The following is a 22066-nucleotide window of genomic DNA, read 5'->3' as shown; positions in this document are numbered from 1 at the left end:
TGTTCTTTATCTACCAAGATCTTCCGGGCTTGCCGATGGCCTTGAGGGTCTCGGGGCGTTTGACGGTCTTGCCGACGTCGTAGAGGGGTGCCCGGTGCTTGTTCTTGGCGCCGGGAGGCCGTCCGGGGCCGACGCCTCGGAGTTTGGGAACACGGGCCGGGCAGGCGAGGTGAGCGCGGATGTTCCTGAACCCCCGGCGGACCCGTGCCGGAGTGAGCCGGTCGAGGGTGGTGGGCTTCTCCCAGGGCCTGCGAAGGTCCGCGGCGAGTGGCCGGGCCAGTCGAAGCTGGGTGTGGGCGACGATCAGGATCCAGGTCCAGCGGTCCGCGGCTTCGGGAGTACGGAGTTTCGGGGTGGTCCAGCCGAGGGTCTGCTTCGCGAAGCGGAAGGTGTGCTCGAGGTCGAAGCGGCGGAGGAATGCCTGCCAGAAACGGTCCACGTCGTTCGGGGTAGCGCCGGTCTTGGAGGACCACAACCACACTGGTGGAGCATCCCGGTCCTTCGACAGGTGCTCAACCTTCAGCCGTATCAAAGTGCCCTCCATTAAAGGCAGTTCGCCCTCGTGGTCGAGCCATGAGGAGCGGTGGGTGAGTCGTGGGTGGACCCGGTCCCACGCCTGGGTTTCAGCCTTCCCGTAGTTGCTGGTGTCCGTGATCGTGGTGATCGCTGGCTCCGGCCAGGTCTCCGGCTTGGCGAAGCGGAATTCCGGGCCGTGCTTGGGCGGCCGCCCGCCCTTCGGGTCGTGGACGCGAGGCGGCTTGGGCAGCCGCATGACGCGGTCGGAGCGGACCCGGCCGACCAGTTCGACGGGCAGGTCGCGCAGGACCCAGGCCAGGCGGGTGACGTCGTAGCCGGCATCGCTGACGATCACGATGTGCGGGTCCCCGACCTGCCACTGGCCGGCGGCGATGAGCCGCTCGACAACTCCTCGCAGTTGGGCTGCGGTGACCGCCGTCGCGTCGTCCGTAGGCCCGAGCCGGACCGCGTCGAGGATCGCGGTCCAGGACGTGGCGCCCGGCTCCAGCACGGCGACGAAGGAGTACGGCCAGCCCGGAATGAACTGCGACGCCGTCTTCGCACGGCCGTAGACGTGGCAGAACAGACGGTCCGCCGAACACGGCGCATCCGAGCGGAGCCACGGCGACACATCGACCGCCAGGACCAGGCGCCCGCCGTCGAAACGCGGCAGTGGCAGTCCGGCCAGCACGGCCCGCAGCCGCCCGACGTCGATGCGGCCGTGGTTCAAGCCGCCGTACATCGCTCCGTGCCCCCGACGGTGCTCGGGCAGCAGAGTCAGGTCCACCGGGGACCTCACCGCACCGTCCGCGCACAGCACCGCGTCCACGAGCTCGAACAACTCGTCACGCCGGGCGGTCAGACACTCGTAGAACTCGCCCCGGAAGCGTGACGCTTCCGCGAACGCCTCCCTCCGGGCAGCATCAGGCAGCAGACTCACCCTCACGGCCTTCGTCGTGGTCACGTGCACCTTGGTCGGAGCACATGATCAGACGAGGGCCGCCCCCACGTCCGGCGAATACCCGGGTGAGCGAATCCGTTCGAGATGCCATTCGAGACCGTGGCACCATGTACCGCATGACGACGAACCGAAAGGTCCATGCCGCGTAGGCGGCCAGGACGGATCCGTGACGGCGCCGCCGGCAGCCACCGGACAACGGCTGCACGGCCGGTCATCGACGGCCTGTCTTCGCGTGCGCTGTCCGAGATCATCGAACTCGAGCGCACCCGAAACCATCTGCAGCCAGGCGACGTCAGCGCAGCTGTGAGCCTGTGGAAGAACTACGTCCACCAGCCCGAGCATGATCTGTGGCACGACTACGAGTGGGGCAACGTGCACTGGTACTGCTGCGGCAACCCTCTCGAAGCCCGAGCCCTCCTCGGCACCGTGATGCAGGCCGTATCACCACGAAGCGCCCGCGAACTCCGAAAGATCGTCAGCCGGTCAGATGCCGTCTGGAACCTTCCGTCCCCGCCCTACGACGCGGACGGAAGATAAAGAACAAGCTGACATGCCGTGGTTCTGACTCGCAGAGGGACTGAAGGGTTGTACGGCGTACTCGGTAACCCAGCCGTTCCAGGAGATCCAGGCGGCTTGCGTCTGCACCAGGTCGTCGGGGAGACGCGCCTGTGACGCCTTGCAGACGCACCATCGGTCGCAACGGTGCCCGGCTCAGCGGTCCACGGCGGGCAGGTGGGCCAGGCCGGTGACGTTCATGATGCGGTCGACGGTCTCGTGCAGGGCGCTGTCGCCGCCGATCACGGTCTCGATGCCGCCGGGCAGCAGATCGCGTTCCCGGTACCAGTCGCGCAGTTGCCTCTCGTCGACGTCGTCGGCAATCGGTTTGGTGGCGTGCCGGGCAAGGGTTTCGCCGAACGGCACGTCCAGGTAGTAGCCGTGGGTCGGGCCGCGGTGGTCGGTGCGCAGCTGGGCGAGCATGTCGCCGTAGTGGTCGGCGTAGAGGATGCCTTCGAGGACGACGTGGAATCCGGCGTCCAGGGCGTAGCGGGCGGTCAGGTCGATCAGGCCGATGTTCGCGGCGCCGGGACGGTCGCGCTCGCGGAGCACGATGCGGCGGAGGTTGTCCTGGCCGACCAGGGCCAGGCCGCGGCCGAACCGCTCGCGCAGGCCGGCCGCGACGGACGACTTCCCTGAGGCGCTGTTGCCACGGACCACGACCAGTCGGGATTCTTCGGTACCCACCATCACGGCGGACACGTTATCGACGGCCATACTGCGGTGTGACCCGTTCTCGGTAAGCCCCCTCGGGGCCGCGTCTGATCCGTCCGGGGACGGGCAAGCCGCGACTGTGGCGGGTCTGGAGGTAGGAAGCGAGGGTGTCCAGGGAGACGTCGGTGTGCTGCTGGCAGTACGCGGCACTCAGCAGGGAAGCCATGTCCAGGGTGTCGGAGGCGTCCGTGGCCCGGTACAGCGTCATCCTTGTCCAGTCGTGCGCAACGTTCGGCTCGGTGTAGCGCAGGACTTCCTGGCAGTTCATCACCGCCTCGATCCGCCTCGAATACTCCCGCCGCCGTGTACGACGCTGGCGCAGGCGCTGCACGATGCGCGGTGTTCTCATGCTCCGTACATGCCGGGACGCCACCGCCCGGTTGCGGTCGCTCATGGGCAGCCACTGCTGGTAGAGCACGCTGTGCACGAGCATGTTGCCGTGCGTGCCGAATCTTTGACACGGTCGCGGCTCGGCTTGCTGTAGGGCTGGTCTTGCCGCCCTGATCACCGTCTGCCATCGAAGTCGGATCAGGGGCTGCGGTTCGCCGGAGTCACGGCCGGTTCTCTCCCGTTTCCTGGTCGGGGATGTCTCGTTGGTCTGTCTGGTGACTGAGCTGCCGGCTGAGTCGCTCAATCAGTCCACGGCGGTGTGGCTGTTCCACACCGCCGACGAAGAGAAGGAGACCCCGCCATGCGTCGGATCCACTCGCTCGCCGTCACCGCGGCCGCCTTGGTCACGGCTTTCGGGGCGGTACCCGCTGCCGCCGCCCCCGCCCCGGCCGAGGCCCCCGCAGTGATCAGCAGCCTGGCGGCCTACAACTGCACCCCCGGATACTTCTGCATCTACAGCGACTGGAATGGCGGGGGAACCCGCTGTCAGTGGTCGCAGGCCAGTAAGGCGAACACCGCCGACGACTGTTCCTTCATCCAGAGGGGACAGAACGTCCGCTCAGTCTGGAACAGGACAGGGCACCGCGTGCAGTACTACACGCAAACCAACTACAACTCACGCGTCGGGTCCACCCCCACCGACGCCGGCGGCAACCTGCAGGGCAGCTACCAGATCCGTTCCTTCAAGCCGCAGTAGGGAATCCGGCAGGACCGCAAAGGGCAGCAGCCACATGTCCAGGGGCCTCCCGGAGGCCCCACGGGACCGGACACGCGCATGACGCGGGGCCCGCCGAGCGCCCGCACGGCACAGCCGCGCCGCTCCCGCAGCCCGGTTACGGTCGCGTGCGGTACGACCATTGCCCCCGCTTGCGTGAGGAGAGGCCCAACTCCGGGCGGGCCACGCCCGGCCACCGCTAGCTAGAGCTCACATGTTCTCGAAGATCGCACTCACTGCTGCCGTACTCCTCGCTTTCCCGCTCGCCGCTGCCCCCGCCGCCGCACACGAGGCGCGAGCGGAGCCCCTGCCGCTGACCGACGCCGTCCACATCCTGCCCATCGCAGCCGAGTCCCGCGACGGCTACCAGCGCACCAGCTTCAAGCACTGGATCGACGCCCACCGCGACCGGCAGTGACGCGGGATTCAGCATGCCGGGCGGGTTGAGCAGCACCAGTCGTCTCCAGGACAGATCAGGGCGATGTGGTCGGTGGGTGGGGGTGGTCAAGAGGCTCGGCGGAGGGCGGCGGCCGGGCCGATCGCGCCGGGCCCGAACTTCCTGCGGATGCGGTCGCTGACCGCCTCCGCGACCAGCCGGTCCTCTCGCGCCTGGTCGAGGCTGATCTGCTCCGCGACCTGGTCGGCGTCGGCCAGGTACTCGCCCTTGAGGACAAGTCCGGTCAGCCGGCCGCGCTGCAGGCCCGCGGCATCGATCAGCCGGTAGGCCATCGTGCGCAGGTCGTCCTCGTGCGCGGACGCCTCCGGCAGACGGCGCGTCTTCTCCCACGCAGTGCCGCCGGCGAACCGCAGGGACAGCGTCAGGCCACGCGCCACCTGGCCGCGATCGCGCAGCTGGAGGCCGAGCTGAACGACCAGGTCGAGCAGGGCGCCGCGGACCACGGCGCCCTGCAGGGTGTGCTGGGCAAAGGTGTGGCGCACGCTCGTGGACGCGGGTAGAGCGCGCGGAGCGACGGGACGGGGGTCGATACCGCAGGCCCTGTCGACGGCGATCCGGCCGGCCTTACCGCCCAGCAGGCGCTGCACGGTGGCCGGAGGGATGGTGGCGAGCAGGCCCACGCAGTGCACGCCGTACTCGCGCAGCGCCGCCGCCTGCTTCGGCCCCACACCATGCAGGGCCTCCACCGGCAGCGGCCCAAGCCAGTCAAAGACCTGGTCCCGGTCCACGGCGAGAACACCGCCAGGGCCGTCGATCTGGCCGGAGGCGGTCGCCGCGACCGTGATGGTGGGGCCGATCCCGACGCGGACGTCGACACCCAGCCGCGAGAGCGTCCGCACCCGCAGCACCTCACCCAGCTGCCCGGCGTCCGTGCCGTGGTAGCGCAGGGCGCCCTTCAGCTCGACAAGGGCAGCTGTCGGCCGGAGTGCCTGGACGGTCGGGGAGAGCTCCGCGCACTGCTCCAGAACCTGCCGGAACGTCTCTTCCGGCAGCCGGTCCGGGCAGCGCACATGCATCACACTCGACACCCACATCTGGTCTTCCGCTGCCGCCATGGCACCCCACCTCCTCCACCCGTAGAGTATCGAACTAGTATTCGAACACGCGAGTGGCGGGCCACTCCGCCACGTAACCAGGAACGGGAGTATGTTCGACGACCTACCGCCTGACCTGGCACGACTGCTCACTTTAAGGACCTGGCACGCCATGTGGCTTCAGCGCATCGACGCAAAGATCGCTGCTGTCCGGGAACGGGAAGCCGAGCAGGAACACGGCCGGCAGACCCGGCTCCCGGGACCGGAGTGGGTGATCGAGCTGGGCATGGGTGCCGGCCACCCGCCCGTCGAAGTCCACGCCGGGCACTGCTACGCCATCGGCAAACGACACAAGCCCATCAGCCGTGACGAAGCCCGCCGGCTCCTCGACGCGGGACTGCGCGCATGCGGTCACTGCACCCCGGACACCGCGCTCGACATCCCCTTATACAGCCGCCCGGCCCTTGCCACCGCGACGCGCTGACCGGCTTCCCGCACTGTCACGGCCTGCCACGCTGCACCGCGGTGTCCACCCACTTGCCCCCGGACAGGACACCCCCGCGATGACCAGCACTCCCCCGCCACCGATCAGCGAACCCGACCCGTCGACCTTCACCGCCTCCAGCAGCTACGTCGGACCGTGTTCCGGCTGCCAGCGGCCCACGCACAAGTACGGCAGCGGCGGACTGCCCCTGTGCCAGTGGTGCCTCTCCCCCGTACAAGAAGGCTGGGGACCGGCCGTCCGTTTCACCAGTACCCGTACGCAGGCTCGCTGAGAAGCAGGACCGGTTCGGTGACCGGCGCGAGGCTGCAGTCGCGGTGCGCGTGCCGGTCCGGCCGGCTCCTCGTATGCTGAAGGCCTCGGGGCCGTACAGGAGGTTTGTCGTGCCCCGAACTGTCTGGTCAGGTGCCATCTCGTTCGGTCTGGTGACCGTGCCGATCCACGTGGTGTCCGCGACCGAGAAGCACGCGATCCGCTTCCACCAGTACCACCTCGACGACATGAGCCGCGTCCGTGTCCGCAAGATCTGCGAGATCGAGGACCGCGAGGTCCCCCAGGGCGAGATCGGCAAGGCATACGAGATCAGCAAGGACACCCTCATCGCGATATCCGATGAGGAACTGCGCGAGATGCCGCTGCCCACCGCGAAGGCCATCGAGATCGCCGCGTTCGTCCCCGCCGCCTCGATCGACCCCCTGCAGGTCGGCGACGGCTACTACCTCCAGGCCGACGGCCCCGTCGCCGCCAAACCGTACAAGCTGCTGCGGATGGCGCTCGAACGCAGCGCCAAGGTCGCGATCGCCAAATACGCGTGGAGCGGCCGCGAACGCCTCGGCATGCTGCGCGTCCGCGACGACGCGATCGTGCTGCACGCCATGCGCTGGCCCGACGAAATCCGCTCCCCCAAAGAACTGGTCCCCGACGCGGTAGAGGTATCGGACGATGAGATCGAGGGCGCACAGGCCCTCATCGACCACATGACCCGCGACAATCTCGAAGGCAGCGAGTTCGAGGACCACTACACCGACGCCCTCGCCGACGTCATCAAAGCCAAACGCGAAGGCCACGCACCCCCCGAAGCACCGGCACCCGAAGCGCCTGCCGGGAAGGTCGTCGACCTGATGGCCGCCCTGGAAGCCTCCGTGAAAAAGGCCCGGACCTCCCGCGGCGAGGGCAACGCCGACGTCCACGAACTGCACGCGAAGAAGAAGACAACAGCCAAGAAGACGACGAAGAAGCCGGCCGCCAACAAGACCACCGCGAGGAAGACCGCCAAGAAGACGGCGGCGAAGCCGAAACGCAGTGCATGACGTACCGGGCCACAACCGGTCCGTAACAGCGAAGACTTGCCCGGCCGTCGAGTCACGAACGACTCAAGGCGTCTGATCGCAGGTGGGCAAACAGTGCTTGTACCTGCTGCGGGTCGTCGCCGTCCGTGGTGAAGGACAGAGCGCCCGGAGGACATGGCGGGCGAGGTCGCCGGTCGCCCGGACGTCGTCGCCCGCACTGCGAGCCCAGCCGCACCTCATGCCCAGCGCCACCGTGGTCATGCGCTTGAGAGGGTCCTTCCGCAACTGCGCCAGCGCCTCTTGCCGGTCAGCTCCTTCAATGCCTGCGATGCCGGTGACGAACAGCAGCGCGCGCTCTGCCCTGCTCGCCCCGTACTGGGCAACCAGTACCGCCAGCGGCTGCTCACCGTGCCCACCGCGCACCAGAGCGGCCAACGCGCCGCGGTCATCGGCCCATGCCGCTTCCAGCGCGGCAACCACGCGCATGACCTGATCCGAAGTCAGCTCGGACGGCATAGAGGGCACCGTAGCCACCCCGCACAGCCCTCGGGCGGAAACCGGAACACTGGCCCCGACACCACGCGCGGGGCTTGCACACGGCAGCGGCCGGAATGTAGGTAAGCGGCCTGCCGACCCGAGAGCCAGCTCGGTCCGGGACACCCGCAACATCAGCGTGACGGACAGGCGTCACGCCGTGACACCTGTCGCAACGGGCGCACGGCCGCATCACCGGCCACCGTCGGCGGCCTCGCGCCGCAGCCGCCAGGCCCTCGTACGGCACTTCGGCGAGCAGTGAGCCTCCGCCAACCTGAAGAAGCAGGTCAGCGGTCTGGCGTGACCGACTCTCGAAGTGCTCACGCTGGTCGTGGGCGGCTGTCCGCGGAGTAGATCGTCTGACAGAGCCGGACGGTTCGCTGGTTTCTACTCGCTGGGTTCAGGCTGCCATTTACGATCCGGTGCATGGATCCCGAGCTGCTGGAACGGATCACCGCGCGACGCGCGGAACTGGATGAACTCGAAGAACAGCTGGCCAAGCAGCTGGCGGAGGTGCGCTGAGCGAGACGAACTTGCTGTCGCCGAACGGGTCCTTTAGCGGGCGAGCGGGCGAGCGAACAGATCACTGATGAGCGCGTCTCGGCCTCGCCGGTGCCCGCGCAGGTGGGTGGCGGTCATGCTGATCCCACACCGCACCTCCGATGTGGAGGAGAACGTGCTTCCGCCGGACTACCAGCGCATTCTCGCCGTCGTGTGGCAGCCCGCCGGACCGGTCATGGCTCGGCAGGCCGGCAAGATGCTGGGAGTGGACGTCAACATCCGGTCCAAGCTGGAACCGCTGCGCGGAAAGCTGGTCAGACTTGTCGACCGCGTTTGGCTGCGGAAGCTACCCGGCGGCCGGTTCGCCACCTGCCTGTGACCGGCTGCCGCTGATCACGCACTTCGCCTCATCCGACACATCGTTGCCAGCGGATAGGGAGCTGCTCGGCTCGCCTGCTGAAACTCTCGACAGAAGTCGCCCATCACCGCGGCGACCGGTGCGTAACGGACAAGGAGCGCCGCGACCGACGCGGGAACCCCCCGAGAGCCGGTCACACCAGCCCTTTGGCCTGCGACTTCAAGTTGGCGGAGGCTCGGCGCGCCGCATCCTGCTCGCCGAGGGTGTGCGCCGGCGCCGTACCCGGTCCTGGATGCGGTCCAGGGACCCGGACTTCGTCCCAGAAGGACGAGGATCATCGGCCTCTGCACCCACCCGCCCGTCGGTGCGGCAGTGATCTGCGCCGACGAGCTGGGGCCGGTGATCCCCCGCACCTTCCCGCCTGCGCCCGCCTGGTCACCGGACGGGCGCCGGATCAAGGCGGAACTCGACTACAGCCGCGGACCGGAGAAGACCTGGTCTACGGCGGCCTGCGACCCGCCGACGGCCAGGCCCTCACGATGACGGCGTCCTCCCGCAACAGTGTCTTCCACCAGCAGTTCCTGTAACAGATCGAGGACGCCAACCCGACCGGTGAGATCTGGATCGTCACCGACAACCTGTCCAGTCACAACAGCGTGTCCACCCGGACCTGACTCAAGGACCATCCCCGCATCCACCACGCCTTCGTCCCCGTCGGCGCGTGCTGGCTCAACCTGCAGGAAGGCTGATGGCGCATCTTCCGCAAGGCCGCCTTCGCCGGCCAGTCATTCGCCAACCTTGACGACAGCACTCACGCCACCACCCTGGCGACCGACCAGCTCAACTCTCGTCCCAGTCACTGGATTTGTGGCAGACCCGCACACCAACCCGTCAACTACGGCGCCGGTATGTGTACACCATGTGAGGAACCCACAGCATTGGCCAAGGCCAAGCAGGCTTTCTCCGGATCCGACCTCGAACTGGAGCTGATCCGGAAGACGCCGCAACCCGAGGGCAGAAGCATTCACTCATCAGAGGCGTTGTCCGCCAAAGCCGCGAATTGCTGCACCGGCCGTCGCTAGCTTCCTGGCATCGCCGTGTACTGAGAGCGAACAGGGGGATGCCATGCCCAGAGGCGATCAGAAACGCCCGTCGAGCTGCGAGGGTCATCACGACGGGATGTCCACCCTCGCCGGCATCGATGTCCAGCAGCAGCTGGAGACACTGATCCAGAGTTTCCAGACCGGGGATCCGCCGATGCCGGTCGTCGTGCTGCACGCCGAGGACGCCGCCGCCGACAACCGTGTGACAGCTCTCGTCGACGAACTGCGCGAAGGGCAGCGGCACCACGGCACCCGTTACGCCGTGGCCCTCGACGCATCGGCGGTCGGCAGCGGTCCCGCGCGCCCGGACGGCGGCGGGAGTCCGACGGAGCGCGCCGTCCACTTGGTCCGTCACCTCGGCGATCCCCGCGGATGGGGTGAGCGGTCGGCGAGCTACCGTCGGTACTCCTTTCCCAGGCTGAACCTGGTGCGTGCCATCCACGACGCGGTGGAGGCTCCGGAGATGCGGGCGCACTGGTCTCCGGAACCCGCCGACGACCCCTCGGACACTTTGAATTGGCGCCCCGGCCCAGTGGCCAGGGCAGGAGCGCAGCAGCAGCTGCTGCGGCTGCTGGCCAAACAGCACTGGCGCCCGAGGAGGTCTTCCGGCGGGCGGTATCAACTGCTGTCGCCGGCCATGCAGCAGATCGTTCTCACCGGCCTGCTCGGTGGTCTGACCGCGCTCCTCAGCCGTGCCGAGTGGTACGTTTTCATCCCCGCGAGCGTCGCGCTGGTGGTCGTGCTGCTGGCCATGCTCAACCAGGTGCCCGGCCGCGCCCCGCTCCTTCTGTGGCTGCGCAGGGAGAGCCGCTGGTTCCTGACGACGACCTTCCTCCGGGCGGGCATGCGCCAGCAACCGACCGACGTGCGCCTCCTGCATCCGGTTCGTTCCTGGCGAACCATCGCGGCCCGTGCCTTCGATGTGGCCGAGGAGCTGCGAGGGAGCGGGGAGTTTCCGCTCCGACTGTATGTACTGGCCCTGCTGGAGGATCTGCGCGACAACCACCGCCGCTGGAGCTGGGACCTGCGCGGCTTCAAGAGGAACCGGCCCCCCATGCTCTTCCTGCAGGGAATCGGCAACGAGAACGGCGGCATCGAACTCATCAAGGCCGTCAGCGACGTCCGCAGCAGGCGAAGCGAAATCGACCCGCTGCTGATCGTGGCCAGTGTCGACGCCGCCGACGTGCCCCGGCTCGAACACAGCATCGTCCGTCATACCGGCTCCGACCGCGAAGACTCGCAGCGGCTGCGCCGTCGGCTCAGCCGCTGGTATGTCGAGTGGGCGGGAAACCTGCGGTCCGGCCAGTCACCGAGTCAGGAGCAGACTCTGCCCTGGGTGCTGAAGATCCCGCTGCCCGCACGTGACCTGTCAGAACTGCGGGAACACGAGTGGCGGTGCATGAAGGCCCGCCCCCGGCTCCCGGTCGCCCGTGCGCTGTGGTCCGTGTATTCACTGACCGCGTTGATGGCGCTGCTGGGGGCCACCGGTACGACGTGGTACGACGACAGGTACGGCGACCACTGCTCCAACGGCCTGCTCAGCGTCAATCAGTACACCACCCGGAAGGAGAAGGGTGCCGGTGAGATCGAGTGCATCGGCATCGCGACAAACGGTTTCCGCTTCAGCGGACAGGGCCCGAAGAACAAGGACACTCCGGGCCTGAAGCAACTGGAGAAGGACATCGGCGCCGCGAACGCCGAGGTGCTGAAGAACCACCGTGACCACTACGTCACCATCGTGTACGCGGGACCTCTGAGTCCGGACGACAAGGGAACGTCCCCAGTCAAGGGCGTCGAAGAACTGAAGGGTGTGTACCTCGCCCAACGAGTCATCAACAGCGTGGGTACGCCCGTGAAGCTGCGCGTGCTGGCCGCCAACGGCGGTGTGGACCTGCAGGACCAACTGGACATGGCCGGTCACATCGCAGATTACGCCGACACGGACCGGACCGTGGTGGGAGTCGTCGGTCTCGGCCGTGACCTCGACTCCAGCGACGCGGTGGTCGCGAAGCTACGGGACGCGGGACTACCCGTAGTTTCCGGAACGAACTCGGCGACGTATCTGCCGGAGCGGTACATGAACTGGTTCAGCCTCGCGGCCACCGACAAATGGCAGGCCGAGCAACTGGGCCGGATCGCAGACCAACTGGTCGACACCAGGAAGGAGGCCGTGGTGCTCGTCCGCGACACCAACGACAAATACACCAAGGAACAGGCCAAGTACGGGTTGGAGATGCTGAAGAAGAAAGATTTCCAGCTGGCGGGACAGGGCGGGTTGCTCAAGTACGACCTGCCGAAGCGTGATGTCTTGAGGATGGCGGACTCCGTCGACGAGATCTGTGTCAAAGGCGGGCCGTCGGTCATCTACTTCGCCGGCAGGGTCGAGGACTTGTGGCGGCTGGCGGAGTTGCTCAACAGCACGTCGAACTGTTCGGAACGGGATATGGCCATCCTCACCGGTGATGACCTCTCCAAGGGCGGGAACATGGAGCACGGGCACGGACTGGCGTCGAACGTCACCCTGTACACCGTCGGACTGACTGCTCTGGACGAGTCCAAGGACAGTACGCAGTTCTACGCTGCCGCCAAGAAGTATCTGAAGATCGACGCCACACCGGACAGCTTCGCCAGCGGCCAGACGCCGCTCTCGCACGACGCCACCAAGGCGCTCTTCGAGGCCGCGAGCAACGGGGGGACGGGATCCGATGCCTCCGGCGAGAAACCTCAGACCAGGGCCGCCACCGCAGCGAACCTCTGGCAGTTGAAAATCGCGAACCAGGCCACGGGCAACATCGATTTCACGACCGCCGAGCCCTTCGGCGGGCGCACGGGCCACAGCATCCGGCTGACGGAAATTCCGGACGCCGGAAAGGCGAGGCGGCTGTGTCAGCGTCCGGCAGGCGTCACCGACGACCTCCACTGCAAAAAGGTCGACCTGTCACCAGGGAAGTGATCGCGAGCTCGACGCCGGTGTCTCCGCGTTGAGGCCGCTGCCCCAAAATCAGCGACAGAGCCAAGAAAGTCATTCCGGCGAAGGCCGGCACGATCACAGTGATCTCGACTCCGTGCGACATCTCCATCCCCATTTCGCTACCTGCCGGTGCGCTCGATCTGCTTGGTGTGCTCGTAGTCGTCGGCGCCGAGTTCGAACCCGGTGGCCTTGCCGTCGAGACGGTCGGCCGCGGTGAGCATGAGGATGGGCATGCCGCAGCCGGGGGCGACGATGTGTTCGGCGAACTCGTCGCCGGACGGTCCGGGGATGTCGTAGGCGTTGACGCTCAGGAGCTCCAGAGCGGTGTCGCCGTCACCTGCGATGTCAGCCGCGATCGGTTCCAGGCGTAGACCGTCGCGGATGGCTTCCGCCAGATACGGTTCGTCCTCGACGACCAAGACACGCATGCGCTCGATGCTACGAGCCGGCGCATGTCGTCGACATATCGAAAACCACGGACGTGGCGGCAACACCGGACTGCCTTGACTGGCAGCATGATGCAAACCCCACCATCGGCACGAACACCGACCCGCCCGGCCCGCTTCGCCCGCCGTCGGCCGGCGTACGAGACCTGGCACTTCATCCACCGGCACTTCATCTACCGGCAGTTCGTCGGGGTGGCCCCTTGGGCGGTGCCCTGCGAGCCGGTCCCGGCCGTCGGCTGCGACTTCCGCCTAGAGATCGGTCGTCAGGATGACAGGCCGCGCGTGTCGAGGAGGGGGATGTCAGCGAGGGTGAGGTCGGGGCGGGCGCGGTGCCAGCTGGCGGGGTGGCGCCAGCGGCCGGAGGAGAAGTACGAGAAGACCGTATGGTCCTCATCGCTGTGGATGAGGACCAGAACGTGCTGACCTTCATGGGCTCCGAAGAGTCCATGACCGTGCTGGCGGAGAATATTCGGGACCTGGGCCAAGAAGGAGATCCAGGAGAGCATCGAGCACTGCCGCGCGTGCAGCCACCGCGCCTGGACACCGCGCTCGGTATCCCCCTACTCAGCCGCCCGGCCCATGCCGCCGCGGCGTGCCGGAAGAACGCACCCGCCCGGACGGCTGTCACTGCCGCGGACATCCACCCGACTGACCCCGCACGCTGCCGCCCGACAGGGTGGAACACATCCGACATGACATGGACGCTGCCGGAACCGATGCTCACCGACACAGTGCGCAGCCCTAACCCTGCCACCACGGTCGGCCGCTGAGCCGAAGTGGGACGGGTTTCGGGCCGGCCTGTCCGTCGACGGCGGCCAGGTCGCGCTGCTCACGCCGCGGCACCCAGATGGCGGCCGCGTTCCCCGAAGTGGTGGCAGGCGCCGTACAGCTGCCGGACGCCACCGCCCTGGACGGCGAAATCATCGTGTGGAGTGCCGACGGGCGGCTCGCGTTCGAGCAGCTGCAGAACCGGCTGCACCGCCGTGGCCCCACAGCCGTCCAGGCCACCGCGCAGCAGCCGGCCCACTTCGTCGCCTTCGACGTCCTGCGCCTCGCGGGCACCGACACCACGGCGTGGCCGTACCAGCGGCGCAGGGCCGCGCTCGATGAACTGTTCCACGAACACCGGCTGTCGGCGCCGTGGGCACTGTGTCCGTCGACCACCGACCCCGACACCGTCCACGAATAGCTCACCTCGTGGACCGCGGTCGGCCTGGAGGGCGTCGTCTTCAAGAGGCACGACAGCCCGTACAGCCGACGGCCAAAGGGTGGTTGAAGTACAAGGTGCGCGAGACGACCGAGGCCATCGTCGGCGCCATCACCGGCCCGGCCACGGCACCGCGCTCGCTGCTGCTCGGCAGATACGACACCGCCGGGCGCCTGCAGTACACCGGCCGCACCACCACCCTGCCCCGCGCAGCCGGGCGTACCGTCGCCGGCCTACTCGCCCCGGCGGACCCCGGGAGTCCATGGACGAACCGGACGGTCACGCCCTCGGCCGATCCTGCGGAGGCCTGACCACCCAGTTCATCTCACCTGCGACGGCAAGGGCCGTCCGCTCGTGATCTTGCTGACGCCCGACCCACGCCACGACGGTGTCTGCGCCCGCTCTCTTCTGGAACGGATCCGTCTTCCCCGAATCGGCGCGGGCCGGCCGCGCTGCAGGCTCGACCAGGCCATCGCAGACAAGGCCTACAGTTTCCGAGGCTTCCGGGCCTACCTGCGGAAACGAGTATGGCGCACACCATCCCGGAGAAGACCGACCAGCAATGACACCGACTGAGGCGCCGTTGCCGCGGCGGCCGACCGCCAGGATTCGACCGGGAGACCTACCGGCGGCACAACACGATCGAGCACTGCTTGAACGGGCTCAAGAACTTGTGCGGAATCGCCACCAGATACGAGAAACCGCTCTGGGCTACCGGCTACCGGCGTCCGGCCAAGGCCGGTGCCGTGTGCGGCGCTCCCCGGCTCAGCCGAAGTTCACGTCGCTGCACCACATGTAGGCCTGGTCGAGGTGCGAGGCCTGCCAGATCACGAACAGGATGTGGTGTCCGGTGTAGCCGGAGGTCTGGATGGGGAACGTGATGTCCTGCGCCGGGGCGAAGCGGCCGGTCTGCGTGATGAAGTCGAGGTTGCCCCAGCCCAGGGTCTGGGTCTGCGGGTTGAAGCCCTGCTTGCTCACGTAGACCTTGAAGTAGTCGGCACCATGGGACGCCTGGTCGTACAGGTGGACCGAGAAGTTGTTGCCGACGGTGGTGGTCTTCCACTGCCCGGGCTTGTTCAGGCTGGCGTTCCTCGACAGGTTGTTGCTGCAGAGCGTCCCGTCCGGGGTCTGCGCCTCGAACTGGCCACCCAGGCCGTCACGGAGCGCGCTCATCCAGTTCCACATGGTGTCAGGGTTGGCCTGGAAGGCCTGCCAGCACATGGGGTCTTCGGTCTGCATGGCCGGGTTCGTGTGGTTGCTGCCCCACGTCTTCCAGCATTGGTATGCGCGGGAGGCGGGGTCGACGATGGTGCCGTGAGCCTGGGCGGGGGCCGACCAGGTCAGTGCGCCGACAACTACGGCGAACAGCATGACGAGCGCTTCGAGAGGTCGGCGGAGGGACCGCGAACGCCCCGTTAACGGGATCTGTTTGCGCATGTGGGGGAACTCCTTCCAGTTCCAAGACTGTCATGGGAGCGCTCCCAACGGTACGTATCCTGAGCTAAATGTCAATGAAACAACCGGAGTTGAGCACCCAGCGGTCCTCGGCATCAACCTTGCGATTGTCCAACGCAATCCCGGGACCAGGGAGCCTTCACTTCCGAAACGGCGGGCTGTGGAGCGAACCTACGGCTGGCTCATGCTCCGCCGCCGCCTTGCCCGCGACTACGAAACCCACCCACACCGCTCCGAAGCCATAATTCACCTCGCGATGACCGACCTCACGGCCCACCATCTCACTGGCGAGAACACCATCTCCCAGAGCGACCCGACACCAGAACATCAAAGCCACATCTAGGGATAGAACAACAGGGTAAAACGCTCTTCACTGAGGTTTCGCCGTTACGCAGCGATTGCTTCGCTGGTGGGGGGTGTTCTCGCCACATAGGGCGGATGTGCCCTGGACCGTGGCGTTGCTGCTTATCCGGGTGCGCCGGAATGCGATGATCACGTCTTCGATGGAGACGTGGCGCTTGTGGCGGTACCAGGGGGCCTCCTGGCGGCGGGAGTTGAGGTCAGCGGCGGGGTGGCCGGCGTGGTCGTACTACAGGACCAGAATGGTCAGATTCGCCAGTCCCAGGGGTGTGGTGCGTTCGACGGCGGCGAGCAGACGGTTCTGGGTATCGCCCGCCCCCAGGAGGTTCTTCCCGTCCTTTATCGACTGCTCTTTGGACCAGCGTGAGGCGTACCGGGCCACAAGATGTTCGCCGCTGGTGGTGAGGTCGGTGCCGGCCAGAGCGAGAGGGTAGGGGCGGGTCTCGTCCAGGTCGCGGACCGGGACCACGCGGACTGGGGTGCGGTGCAGGCTGCCCACCACAGACAGGCGACCTCTGCGAGGTCCACGTCCTCGGTCACGCTGTAGCGCGTCACGCGAGCACGGGTCCAGGTCACGTCGACGGCCATCTCGGCAGCGGTGCCCAGGCGTTCGCCCTCCAGGCGGGGTGTCCGCGTTTGCCGGTGCGTGGCGGCCAGGGTCCGTACAGGACCGCGTTGGCGGCCAGGCGGGTGGTGAAGGTGACCCGAGCGGGCAGGTCACGCCAGGCCGGCCCCCGGGTACCAGGCGTCGCCCACTATGTGGACGACGCGGTCGGGCAGGGCTTGGACGAAGAGGTCGGCCATGGTCCTGGCCTGCTCGGTCTTAGTAATGCTGGTCTTGGCAATGCTTGGTCTTGGAGATGCTTGGTCTTGGAGATGCTGGTCTTTTGGATGTGCAGGCGGAACAGGACGGGCAGGCAGACTTGACGGGCCAGGAACAGCACGGTCACCACCATCCCGATGATCACGAAGCAGTTGCCGCGCCCGATGCCGTCGCGTCCTTTGGCAGAGCCGTCGTGCTGGTACTTGGCACCGTGGACCTTCTTTCCGTAGCGGTGGAACAAGGTGCCGTCCACCGCAAGGGTCACCGCGGCGCCCCGGGGCACGAAGCGAGCCGCGACTGCGGGCGTATGACCCCTTCCGCCGCACCGCGTGCGGACCGGCCCACCCGCGGCGCCGTCACTGCACACCCTTTCCCACTCCCGTAAGAACTGGCCTGGCACGGAGGTTTTTGTCCGCCACCACGGCCCGTTCCGCTTCTGCGGACGGTCGACTCGTGTTGCCGTCTTTGCACTGCGAAGCTCGGAGCCGACCAGCCTGCTGTATGGCCAGACGGCTCCGAGATTCACCCGGCTGACGCGGCCTCTGCGTCGGAGATGTGGACGTGCTGCGTAAGGAACAGGGCTGCGCGGTCCAGTGCCTGGTCGGCCTCGTCGAGAACACCGGCGAACGACTGGAACACGTGCGGCACGTCGGCGGTGATGTCCAGGATGACGTCCACTCCGGCGGCCCTTGCACGCGCGGCCAGGCGCGTGGAGTCGTCCAGCATGATCTCGTTGGTACCCACCTGGATGAGCATCGGAGGGAAGCCGGTCAGGTCGGCGAGGACGGCTGGGCTGAGCATGGGCTGGCGCGGGTCCTGCCCGGCGAGGTACATCGCTCCGGTGTGTTCCACGGACTTGCGGGTGAGAATCGGGTCGATGCCTTCCTTGGTGTCCATGCTCTCGCCCGTGCGGGTGGCGTCGAGGCCCGGGGAGAACGTCACGACGGCGGCGGGCAGCGGCAGGCCCGCGTCGCGGGCGGCCAGGCAGGTCGTGATGGTGAGGCCGCCGCCGGCCGAGTCACCGGCGAACGCGATGGTCGAAGGGTCCCGACCCCTGTCGAGGAGGGCGCGGTAGGCGCTCAGTGTGTCTTCGATCGCGGCCGGGAACGGGTGCTCGGGGGCAAGCCGGTAGTCCACCGAGTATGCCCCGAGGCCGGTCTTGGCAACGAGGCGTCCCGTCAGCGACAGGACGCTCTCGGGGGAGCCGTATACCCAGCCGCCGCCGTGAAAGTACAGGATCGTCCCGGCGTTCGGCCCGTTGTCCGGCTCGACAAGCAGTGCGGGTCGGTTGCCGAGCGTTGTCTGCCTGGTGCGGATGCTGTCAGGCACGATCAACCGGGCCATCAGAGCCTTGAATCCGGCTCGGATCGCCTCGACCGACCGAGGGGCCCTCGGGGCGCGGCTGCCGCAGCATTGCGTCAATCTGCGCGCGCTGTTCCTTTCGGCACGCCCACAGGCTGACGCGTTTCCGCAACCCGGTCGAAACAGCAACGGCCAGGCATGGCCAGCCTCGGCGCACCATCAGGATCTGCCCCGGACTGATGCCTCTTCGCGGTCCGCAATTGGGTGCCGTAGGCCGGGACGCGCGCACATGCGTTCAGGGCCTGGCGTCTGGGTCGGCCCACCCGCCAACCTCTGCCGACCAGCCAACCTCACACACCGTCACCGCCGCAACCCGCAACCCGCAACCCGCAACCCGCAACCTAGTAGCCGATCACGAGAATGGCGAAACTTTAATCTTCATACAAGCCCCCAGCTTTCGGGGCGGACTGTACGAATGGCTACGGTCTGCCCGCCCGTTGATCAGCGTCAATACACGTGCACGAAGAGATCCATGTCGCCGGACGGCTTCCCGGACGCCGACTGCTTCCCTACGGCGCCCCTTCCGGTGCCACAACAGTGCCCGGCCCGAGGGTCCGTCTGCCTTTCGGCTCGACCGCGTCCTGGTGGGCGACTCCACCGGGAGCGCCCCCGGCCCGACTCGTTCGGCGGGCAGAAGCCACAGGGAGGCGTCTGTCGGCTCGGTGCTCCTGGCGTTGCCGGGACCTGTCCCGAGAGGGCATCGCATGGCGCTCACCGGGGAGGACTTCCCACGCCCGCCCCCGGTGGTACTGCCGCGACCAGTGGCGGTCGCGTCTCTCGTCGCGCTCCTGGTCGCACCTCCGGTCGCGTCTCCGGTCGTACTTCTGGTCCTACTTCTGGTCGCGCTTACGCGCCAGGCGCGTGCCCCGGCGCGCCGCTGACCGGCCGCGTTCGCCTAGGAGCGGGGAGTCGCCGACTCCCCGCTCACGCGTTCCCGCGCCCCCTCACGGGTGCGGCCCGCGGCGACCGGGCGGTCCGGGTTGCGCCGCAGGTACTCACCCTCCAGCTGCGCCATGCGCTCGCTGTGCGCCCGCAGCGCGTCGTTCGACGGGTAGAGCAGCGTGTCGTGACGCGTACGGTGGATGGTCTGCAGCTCCTTCATGAGCTGCTGGTCGTCCAGCCGGGCGGCGTCGACTCCGGTCGTGGTCAGGTCCCGCTCGTCGTGTTCGTTCATAGCCCCCGGGTACCCGCCCTACACGCACTCCCACCGAACGGCATCGGGAGATCACCGGACTCCCGCCTTCCAGACCAGCCCGGCCGGACATCCGCAGGCGCCTGGCGGCCTGGGCGCGCGGGCACTGGACGCAGACCCGGGCGGCCCGCCGGCCCCACTGCCCCGCAGCGGCCCGCCGAAGTTGTCGCGCACCGTGTCCGGAATGATCATCCGCGAAGGGCCGTCAGCGCTCGCTTGGCGGACCGTCCGCGGCCCGCGGCCCCCGGCCACCGACCCCCGCCCGGCCGCCGCTCCTGCCGGGGCCAGACCCGGCCAGGGCCCACTCGCGCGCGGCCCGACCAGCGCGCGCGAACAACCGGCCAGCGCCCCTATCCCCCGGCCGCGCACCTCGCACCCGGCCCCGCTTCGTCTCCTGCCTTTCCCCTTCTTCTTCCAGGTGGGCGGGCGTGGGGTGCGCTGAGAGGGATGTCAGCACCCCGACCACACCCCTACAAGCATGGGACCTGCGCAAAGGGCGATCCGCGTACACCAACTGTCTGCCGCGGACGGCGAAAGTCGCAGTAACGAGGTCAGCAAAGCCCCGCAGGGCCTCGTCACTGACGTCGTCGGCTTCCGCGAGTCTGCGCAGACGGTCACCGTAACCTCGGCTGATCTCGCGCACGGTCCGTTCACGTTCTGTGGCGTCGGCGGCGAGGAGTCGGGTCCCCGCCTGCAGGTCGTCGACACGACACCAATCGCGTCCACCCCGCGCCCCTGTCGCTGCCGGACGCCATCAGCAACCTGTCCGGCCACCCCGGCGACCGTCTACTCAAAGCCCTGCCCGACCTGTGCACCCCAGACCTCACCCGACACCAGCCTCCGGCATGCCAGCCCCTCGACCAAGGCTGCTCAGGTTCTGGATGCCGGTGCGGGTCAGGGCTTCGACGACGAGCATGCCGACCGAGCCGCATCCGACGACACCCACGTGCAGGCCGGCTGTCCGGTCCCATTCCGACCATTTCCGACCAGGGGTGCTGGCACCGACTCTCTCGCGTGCAGAACACGGGCTCGCGTCTTGGCAGCCTCCAGTACCTGCCGTGCCTCATCCCGCCTTATCGTGTAGGCACCGCGTGGCAGGGGCCGCTGCCGCCGGGAGACCGCGAGAACCATGCCGAGGGCGCGGAAGCGTGCGCGGCTGGTTGTGGAGGTCTGAGTGCTGAAGTCGATGTGGCGCTGGATTTCTTTTTCTGCTGTCAGCGGCCAGTTCGGAATCCCCACGTACGGCCAGCTGCGATGTCGCTCTTGGTTACGGCCCGGGCTCGACGTCTGATGCGACCAGTCGTATGCGGATGGACGCGACCGACTGTCGGGCCACATCGGTGCCAGGCACAGGCGATCAGTCGTCTGCGGACTGGGCGTCGGCGAGAAGTTGTGCCGTGAGTTCTATACAGCGCATCCGGGCGGGAGAGAAGTCGTAGGGCATTTTGGTGATCGCTACGACAACGCTCATCTCTGTGTCCTCCTCCCCTTTGAGGTCGGCGTCGTAGATCTCCAAGAGCTTCTCCTCGGCCGCATCAAGCCCAGCTGCCTCGATGGCCTGATCCAGGGCCATTTGTTGGGCGCATCGCTGTACGGCGAGTTCTTCGACGCGTGGGTCGTGGGGATCGACGCCGTCGTCGAGGGCGGCCTCGGCCGCGTCGAGGCGGTCGTTTTCGGCCCTCAGGTCGGGGTGGGTGGCCAGCACGATGAACACGCTGGCTTGGATGGCGGCGCCAAGTGGGCTGAAGATCCGTTCCGTGACCAGCAGGGCATCCAGGTCGGAGGGGCGCAGCGCGCCCGGGGGCAGGTGGCTCAGCCGGTCCGTGACCAGTTCGGCGAGCAGCCCCAGCGGGCTGCCCACCACCTGCAGGCGCTGGACAGCCGCGCGCTGACGTCTGATCTCGGCCTCCCGCGCCGCCAAGGTTTCCTCCAGGCTGCTCAGGATCTCCTCGATGTTCCGGGCTTCGCCGAAGGCGGCCCGCATATCGTCCAGGCTGATGCCGACCTTTGCCATCCTGCGGATCCACAGCAGGCGGATCATGTCGTCGTAGCCGTAGCGGCGTCGACCGTCTCCGCCTCGCTCCGGCTCCGGCAGCAGGCCGATCTCGTGGTAGTGGCGGATGGCACGTGGGGTGGTCCCGGCGAACGCGGCCGCATCACCGATCTTGACCCGGCGGGGAGGCGTGCTGGAGGGGTACATCAGACAGAGCCTTTCGTGCTGTGGTGCCTCGACCACACCACATGCCGCTACGTCAGGTGCAACAGCACCATCCAGGTTCCACCGGAGCCAGGCCCTGGCTGCCGCCGAGACGGATCTCCAACTGGCCGCCGACACTCTGCCCGGCCGACACGGGCGAAGCGGTCGCGGTAGGCCTGCTCGATCTCGTGCTCTGACATCGGTGCGGGGTCTGTTGCTCCGGGGACTGTCCTGGATTTCGGGCCTTCAAGTGGACTGTCCTGAACGACGGGATCATCTATCGCCGCCCTGGGCCGCGACCGGCGCCTGGCCGACATGACGGGTGGCGACCGGAGAAGGACAGCGACAAGATGACCGATCCGAGGGCAAGGCGAACGCGGAGCGTGCCCAGGCCCTTGATGTTCGGGGAGCCCTTGCGGGAGAT

Annotated in this window: 22 protein-coding genes and 2 pseudogenes; 12 read left to right on the top strand and 12 right to left on the bottom strand. The window is 67.7% G+C overall.

The genetic code is table 11. The annotated features are described in order from the left end of the window. Window positions 1–10 precede the first annotated feature (10 nt). Window positions 11–1456 (bottom strand): NF041680 family putative transposase, encoded by a 1446-nt coding sequence (locus ACIOKD_RS35335; RefSeq protein WP_402092101.1) that lies wholly within the window; start codon window positions 1454–1456, stop codon window positions 11–13. Between the two features lie 324 nt (window positions 1457–1780). On the opposite strand from ACIOKD_RS35335, the gene ACIOKD_RS35330 reads away from it, so the two are divergent. Further along, complete coding sequence (locus tag ACIOKD_RS35330) at window positions 1781–2014, top strand: hypothetical protein (protein ID WP_402092039.1); 234 nt, start codon at window positions 1781–1783, stop codon at window positions 2012–2014. A 174-nt stretch (window positions 2015–2188) separates the two neighbouring features. Here the strand turns inward: ACIOKD_RS35330 and ACIOKD_RS35325 are convergent, their stop codons facing one another. Both ACIOKD_RS35325 and ACIOKD_RS35320 read right to left on the bottom strand, forming a co-directional pair. After that, window positions 2189–2722 carry an AAA family ATPase gene (locus tag ACIOKD_RS35325; RefSeq protein ID WP_402092100.1) on the bottom strand — a complete coding sequence of 178 codons (534 nt, stop codon included), beginning with the start codon at window positions 2720–2722 and terminating at the stop codon, window positions 2189–2191. 13 nt (window positions 2723–2735) lie between these two features. Next, complete coding sequence (locus tag ACIOKD_RS35320; protein WP_402092038.1) at window positions 2736–3179, bottom strand: hypothetical protein; 444 nt, start codon at window positions 3177–3179, stop codon at window positions 2736–2738. A gap of 258 nt (window positions 3180–3437) precedes the next feature. Here ACIOKD_RS35320 and ACIOKD_RS35315 point away from each other — a divergent pair, with 258 nt between their 5' ends. Next, window positions 3438–3833 carry a peptidase inhibitor family I36 protein gene (locus tag ACIOKD_RS35315; protein ID WP_402092037.1) on the top strand — a complete coding sequence of 132 codons (396 nt, stop codon included), beginning with the start codon at window positions 3438–3440 and terminating at the stop codon, window positions 3831–3833. A gap of 232 nt (window positions 3834–4065) precedes the next feature. Then, window positions 4066–4269 (top strand): hypothetical protein, encoded by a 204-nt coding sequence (locus tag ACIOKD_RS35310; RefSeq protein WP_402092036.1) that lies wholly within the window; start codon window positions 4066–4068, stop codon window positions 4267–4269. An 86-nt stretch (window positions 4270–4355) separates the two neighbouring features. Here the strand turns inward: ACIOKD_RS35310 and ACIOKD_RS35305 are convergent, their stop codons facing one another. Continuing rightward, window positions 4356–5363, bottom strand: a complete 1008-nt coding sequence (locus tag ACIOKD_RS35305; RefSeq protein WP_402092035.1) for a hypothetical protein — start codon at window positions 5361–5363, stop codon at window positions 4356–4358. 91 nt (window positions 5364–5454) lie between these two features. On the opposite strand from ACIOKD_RS35305, the gene ACIOKD_RS35300 reads away from it, so the two are divergent. The 3 genes from ACIOKD_RS35300 (at window position 5455) to ACIOKD_RS35290 (ending at window position 7154) form a co-directional block, all read left to right on the top strand. Further along, window positions 5455–5826 (top strand): DUF6233 domain-containing protein, encoded by a 372-nt coding sequence (locus tag ACIOKD_RS35300; protein WP_402092034.1) that lies wholly within the window; start codon window positions 5455–5457, stop codon window positions 5824–5826. A 79-nt stretch (window positions 5827–5905) separates the two neighbouring features. Next, window positions 5906–6118, top strand: coding sequence for a hypothetical protein (locus ACIOKD_RS35295; RefSeq protein WP_402092033.1), 213 nt, complete (start codon window positions 5906–5908; stop codon window positions 6116–6118). Between the two features lie 109 nt (window positions 6119–6227). Next, complete coding sequence (locus ACIOKD_RS35290; RefSeq protein WP_402092032.1) at window positions 6228–7154, top strand: Ku protein; 927 nt, start codon at window positions 6228–6230, stop codon at window positions 7152–7154. Between the two features lie 63 nt (window positions 7155–7217). Here ACIOKD_RS35290 and ACIOKD_RS35285 read toward each other — a convergent pair whose 3' ends face one another. Next, the gene (locus ACIOKD_RS35285; RefSeq protein ID WP_402092031.1) at window positions 7218–7649 is read right to left on the bottom strand and encodes a hypothetical protein; all 432 of its coding nucleotides are present in this window, start codon (window positions 7647–7649) and stop codon (window positions 7218–7220) included. 655 nt (window positions 7650–8304) lie between these two features. Here ACIOKD_RS35285 and ACIOKD_RS35280 point away from each other — a divergent pair. After that, window positions 8305–8547: a hypothetical protein gene (locus ACIOKD_RS35280; RefSeq protein WP_402092030.1), complete on the top strand. Its 243-nt coding sequence runs from the start codon at window positions 8305–8307 to the stop codon at window positions 8545–8547. A 1158-nt stretch (window positions 8548–9705) separates the two neighbouring features. Beyond that, window positions 9706–12582, top strand: a complete 2877-nt coding sequence (locus ACIOKD_RS35275) for an ABC transporter substrate-binding protein (protein WP_402092029.1) — start codon at window positions 9706–9708, stop codon at window positions 12580–12582. Window positions 12583–12755: 173 nt separating this feature from the next. Here the strand turns inward: ACIOKD_RS35275 and ACIOKD_RS35270 are convergent. After that, a pseudogene (locus ACIOKD_RS35270) lies at window positions 12756–13028 on the bottom strand (response regulator); the annotation flags it as partial. A 401-nt stretch (window positions 13029–13429) separates the two neighbouring features. Between ACIOKD_RS35270 and ACIOKD_RS35265 the strand changes: the two are divergent. From ACIOKD_RS35265 to ACIOKD_RS35255, 3 genes are all read left to right on the top strand, one after another. Further along, the gene (locus tag ACIOKD_RS35265) at window positions 13430–13816 is read left to right on the top strand and encodes a hypothetical protein (protein WP_402092027.1); all 387 of its coding nucleotides are present in this window, start codon (window positions 13430–13432) and stop codon (window positions 13814–13816) included. 77 nt (window positions 13817–13893) lie between these two features. Next, a complete protein-coding gene (locus tag ACIOKD_RS35260) occupies window positions 13894–14235 on the top strand; it encodes a hypothetical protein (RefSeq protein WP_402092025.1) in 342 nt (113 codons plus the stop codon). Window positions 14236–14318: 83 nt separating this feature from the next. Beyond that, a complete protein-coding gene (locus ACIOKD_RS35255) occupies window positions 14319–14564 on the top strand; it encodes a hypothetical protein (RefSeq protein ID WP_402092023.1) in 246 nt (81 codons plus the stop codon). Window positions 14565–15018: 454 nt separating this feature from the next. Here the strand turns inward: ACIOKD_RS35255 and ACIOKD_RS35250 are convergent, their stop codons facing one another. Continuing rightward, a complete protein-coding gene (locus ACIOKD_RS35250; RefSeq protein WP_402092098.1) occupies window positions 15019–15624 on the bottom strand; it encodes a lytic polysaccharide monooxygenase in 606 nt (201 codons plus the stop codon). A 154-nt stretch (window positions 15625–15778) separates the two neighbouring features. Here ACIOKD_RS35250 and ACIOKD_RS35245 point away from each other — a divergent pair. Further along, window positions 15779–16051: pseudogene (locus ACIOKD_RS35245) on the top strand (IS5/IS1182 family transposase); the annotation flags it as partial. 246 nt (window positions 16052–16297) lie between these two features. Here the strand turns inward: ACIOKD_RS35245 and ACIOKD_RS35240 are convergent. From ACIOKD_RS35240 to ACIOKD_RS35220, 5 genes are all read right to left on the bottom strand, one after another. Next, window positions 16298–16567: a hypothetical protein gene (locus ACIOKD_RS35240; RefSeq protein ID WP_402092022.1), complete on the bottom strand. Its 270-nt coding sequence runs from the start codon at window positions 16565–16567 to the stop codon at window positions 16298–16300. 256 nt (window positions 16568–16823) lie between these two features. Continuing rightward, the gene (locus ACIOKD_RS35235) at window positions 16824–17156 is read right to left on the bottom strand and encodes a hypothetical protein (protein WP_402092021.1); all 333 of its coding nucleotides are present in this window, start codon (window positions 17154–17156) and stop codon (window positions 16824–16826) included. A gap of 257 nt (window positions 17157–17413) precedes the next feature. After that, the gene (locus ACIOKD_RS35230) at window positions 17414–18220 is read right to left on the bottom strand and encodes an alpha/beta hydrolase (RefSeq protein ID WP_402092020.1); all 807 of its coding nucleotides are present in this window, start codon (window positions 18218–18220) and stop codon (window positions 17414–17416) included. 928 nt (window positions 18221–19148) lie between these two features. Then, entirely contained in the window at window positions 19149–19427 is a 279-nt protein-coding gene (locus ACIOKD_RS35225; protein WP_402092019.1) for a DUF6158 family protein, read from the bottom strand. A 1375-nt stretch (window positions 19428–20802) separates the two neighbouring features. Further along, complete coding sequence (locus ACIOKD_RS35220) at window positions 20803–21645, bottom strand: MerR family transcriptional regulator (protein WP_402092018.1); 843 nt, start codon at window positions 21643–21645, stop codon at window positions 20803–20805. Window positions 21646–22066: the final 421 nt, after the last annotated feature.

The organism is Streptomyces sp. NPDC087844 (assembly GCF_044742785.1).
Classification (GTDB): Bacteria; Actinomycetota; Actinomycetes; order Streptomycetales; family Streptomycetaceae; genus Streptomyces.
The sequence above is the reverse complement of the archived record's forward strand: the minus strand, read 5'-3'. Positions and strand labels throughout refer to the sequence as shown.